This window comes from Shewanella sp. NIFS-20-20, from assembly GCF_019209865.1.
Lineage (GTDB): Bacteria > Pseudomonadota > Gammaproteobacteria > Enterobacterales > Shewanellaceae > Shewanella.
The window spans coordinates 1-4,248 of the sequence record NZ_JAHUTT010000106.1 but is presented as its reverse complement, the minus strand read 5'-3'; the positions used below and the strand labels follow the sequence as shown (position 1 = coordinate 4,248).

Sequence of the window (4,248 nt, the reverse complement as noted above, 5' to 3'; positions counted from 1 at the left end):
CGGCAACCGCAGTAACCGCACCGCCGGCCAGCTCATCAGCGAGACCCGCTATGATAGCGTCGTCAGCGATTGCAGCGCGGGCGACTGGGCGCATCGCAAACAACTGGGCTATGACAACGCTGGCCGGCTGGCCACTACCACCACAACCCAAGGAGGCATCAGCTATACCCACCGGTTCACTTACGATAGTCAGGGGCGCCTGCACACTCAGCAATACCCCAATAATCTGCTGACCGTGATGAATCACTACAACTCACAGGGTTATTTGTTTAAACGCACCGACCAGCAAACCGGCAAGGCCTACCAGACCATTACTGACATGAACGCCCGCGGCCAGGTAGAAGCCGTGACCTACGGCAACGGCGCGCAGGAGTCCACGGTGTTTGAGGAGCAAACCGGTTGGGTAAACAACATCACGCTGAGCGCCAACGGGGTAACTGCCCATCAGTTGGACTACCGGTTTGATACTGTAGGTAACCTGGAGTGGCGCCGCCATGCGCTGAGTTCAGCGCCGGCGACGTTCAGTGAAAATTACCACTATGATGACCTGTATCGCCTGTATGAACGCACCATCAATATCCATGCTGGCGGCACCAGCTTGCCCAGCGACTTTAAAACCACTCACTCTATCGATTACGACGATTTGGGTAACATTACCGCCAAGAGCGGAACAGGTGAGTATACCTATGATGCCAATAACCCTTACCGACTGGCGTCGATAGGCGCAACCCGGACTGTAGCAGCCGTCAAATCCTGCCCTGCAGGATACAGCTTAAACAGTGCTCAAACCAGTTGTATCAAGTCTGAAACTCAGGCGGCCATAGCAGTGTGCCCAGCGGGTTACAGCTGGAATGGCAGCACCTGTCAAAAGCAACTGTCTGTTGCGGCCACTGCGGTGTGTCCAGCTGGTTATCTGTGGAACGGCACCACCTGCTCCAAAAACCTCAATACCGCCGCGACCCCGGTCTGCGCCGCGGGGTACAGTTGGACTGGCAGCACCTGCCAAAAGACAGTGACATCCAATGCAACACCGACCTGTCCATCAGGATACAGTTATAACGCCACCACCAAACGCTGTGAAAAGCGCACATTATCGCCGGCCAATAAGACTTGTCCGTCTGGGTACTCGTTCAACAGCTCACTGAATAAGTGTACCAACACGTTATCAACGTCAGCCAATTGGGTCTGTACCGGCACCGGCGGTGGAGGAGAAATCCCCAGAAGCTTAACACCTCGACGCAGTTGCAGCTGGCAATGCCCTCCCGGCTACTCAAACGTTGGCCCGTCACGGGAAATGTGTGAAAAGACCTTATTAGCCAACTTCACCTACACCTGCCCGGCTGGCAGCACCTTATCGGGCGCCAGTTGCAGCAAGCTGACCACGACGGCATACAGCTGGTCCTGTCCTGCCGGCAGCAGCTTATCCGGCAGTCAGTGCAACAAGGTGTATACCCAAAGTAACACCTGGTCCTGCCCAGCGGGCAGTACGCTGTCAGGCAATCGATGCAATAAAATTGTCACAGCAACCCCTGCCTGGTCCTGCCCGGCTAACACCTCGCTATCCGGCACGACCTGCCGGGGCACGCTGAGTGCCAGCCCCAGCAGCTGGAGCTGTCCATCGGGCTGGAGTGTGTCTGGCAGCAGTTGTCATCGCCAGTTAACCACAGCGGTAATTCGAAGCTGTCCTGTGGGGTCACTGAGCGGGGCAAATTGCTTAATAACCGACAGCCCGACACACACCATGACCTATGATGGTAACGGTAATATCACCTATGATGGCAGCCGTCGCTTTACATTCAATAGCGATGACAAGGTCACGCTCATCACCCGCGGTAACGAACAAACCCGGTTTACATACGATGCAGGTCAACAACGTTATGAGCGGTATGATGTCAAAGTTGAAGGCGGTGTCACCACCTACCTGACCACTCAGTATGTGGGCGGCTATGAAAAAGTCACCCGCACGGGTGGTGGTAAGCCGACGCTAACTGAGCAGAAACTGTACGTGGGCAATCTGGTGATAACCAAGCGCAGTAACAATACCCAGGATGAGTATTACCTGCATAAAGACCATCAAGGCTCAACCACCACCATTACCAACCAGCACGGGAACGTGGTACAACAATTTACCTATGACCCCTGGGGTAAGCAAACGGCGGCTTACCGCCATTCGATACTGAATGACTACATCGCGCCAGCGGCGAGTAAAGGCTATACCGGTCATGAAGGCGTTGACCACCTGAACATTATTCATATGAGCGGGCGGATTTATGACCCGACGATAGGCCGATTCCTGCAAGCCGACCCACATATACAGGACCCGGGTAACAGCCAGAGCTTTAACCGGTATGCCTATGTGCTGAATAATCCCATGAGCTATACCGACCCTTCGGGATTCTTCTTCAAGAAGATTGGGGAATCTGTAAAGAAGTACTGGCGAGTCATTGCCGCAGCAGTCGTGTCCTATTTCACTGCTGGCGCAGCATCAGGATGGGCTGCATCTTGGGGGTTTGCATCAGGAACTGTGGCTAATGGCGCAATCGCTGGTGCATTTGCAGGGGCTGCCGGTGGGGCTGTTGCAACAGGCTCTTTGAGGGGGGCGTTGTTCGGAGCATTATCTGGGGCGGCATTTGGAGCTATTGGAGGGGCATTTAATGCCGAGTCCGGTTTCTGGCAGGCAAATGGTGCAGGTCACGTCGGCAGTCATGCATTGGCAGGAGGGGTGATGTCTGAGCTCCAAGGCGGAAAGTTTGGTCATGGTTTCCTGAGTGCAGGCCTAACCAAAGCGCTCAATGTCAATGACATGGTGGGAACGACACAAGGTGGAGGTTGGGATGCCGCCCGTATAGTTGTGGCCGCGACTATAGGCGGTACTATTTCCCGTATCACTGGCGGTAAATTTGCTAATGGGGCGATTACCGCAGGATTTGCGCAAATGTTAAATGGGAATAGTCAAGCCAAGACTGCACACAAATGGAAAAATATGGTTTCAGAATTTAATGATTCGATAGGGGAAGCTTTTGAACTAGGAAAAGCTAACGATGCAAATGGATACATAAATAAAGTCAGGACTGGCGGAGACTGGGATTTCAAGAATCGCATCGAATACCGAGACTTACCTGGAGTTGAAGAGTTTGGAAATTATGCTTTTGGAGCAACATCTCAAGCTTGGGCAGATGGTTTTACCAATGGTTTTTCTGCTAAATACCCTGATTTGAGCATTAATTTAGCCATGCGAGGTGCAGGATACTACCAACAATTTTCCCAGGCCCCCCAATATAGGTCTCATGATGGAACAGCTTTCGATATAAACACTTATCCAGGAAGCACAAATTTCGGTGATAACTGGCGAGACCAAGCTCATGTGTGGATGGGTGGTCAATTTTACTACAGACAAAAAAACGGTAATTAATATGAAACCGCCATTTACATTTGTAATAAAAAGCATTGTCTGGTTAACACTGCTCTATCAGTTACAAGCATGCATGCCTGTAAATACTCCTAATCTCGAAGACCTAAAGATTGATGTATTAAACCATCTCAACACTTACGATGAATTGGCCGACAGAGCCATTTTATCAGGAATAACTAGGATAAGTTTAACTTACAACTCACAACAAAATGCAAACAATGCACAAGTCTATCCAAAGGGGCAGCTTACAAATAATGAAATAAAATGGTTTGTTCATAAATTTAAAGAGTTAGGTATTGAAATAGGTATTCAGACAGGGGATGATCAAGTAGTTGAAATTTTATATTGGTCAAGTGGTATTTTAGACAGAGGACAGGGAGTTACAATTGTTCGATCTGAAAAAAATATCGAATACACAAATTTTTACTATTATAAAAGTAAATATGGCCATCTAGATTGTACCCGCATAACAGAAAGGTGGTATGTCTGCCACTACTGACCCTAAGGGCTATCAATTGATAGCCCTTATTTTGGCTTTACACATATCAAAATGTATACATTTTTAGAAACCTGGAAACCAACTACCAAAACTACTATCATAACTAACAAATCAAAACATCTTAGAGGTTATGGTAGAAATCGCACGGATCGGTTATGCAAGAGTCAGCTCCACAGGCCAGAGCCTGGAAGTTCAGCTGGATAAATTAGGTGGTAAGCCCCTAGAACAGTAGACACTTCATAGAGTTATACTTAACCAAAAATATGAGGTGTTACATGCGCGGAAAACGATATCCAGATGAGTTCAAAATAGAAGCTGTTAAACAAGTCACTGAGCG

Annotated in this window: 2 protein-coding genes; both read left to right on the top strand. The window is 49.5% G+C overall.

Annotation, left to right across the window (positions count from 1 at the left end):
• A partial coding sequence (locus KU855_RS18550) for an RHS repeat-associated core domain-containing protein (RefSeq protein WP_305729025.1) occupies window positions 1-3,412 on the top strand: 3,412 nt, incomplete at its 5' end.
• 1 nt (window position 3,413) lies between these two features.
• Window positions 3,414-3,911: a hypothetical protein gene (locus KU855_RS18545; RefSeq protein WP_218532761.1), complete on the top strand. Its 498-nt coding sequence runs from the start codon at window positions 3,414-3,416 to the stop codon at window positions 3,909-3,911.
• The last annotated feature ends 337 nt before the right edge of the window (window positions 3,912-4,248 follow it).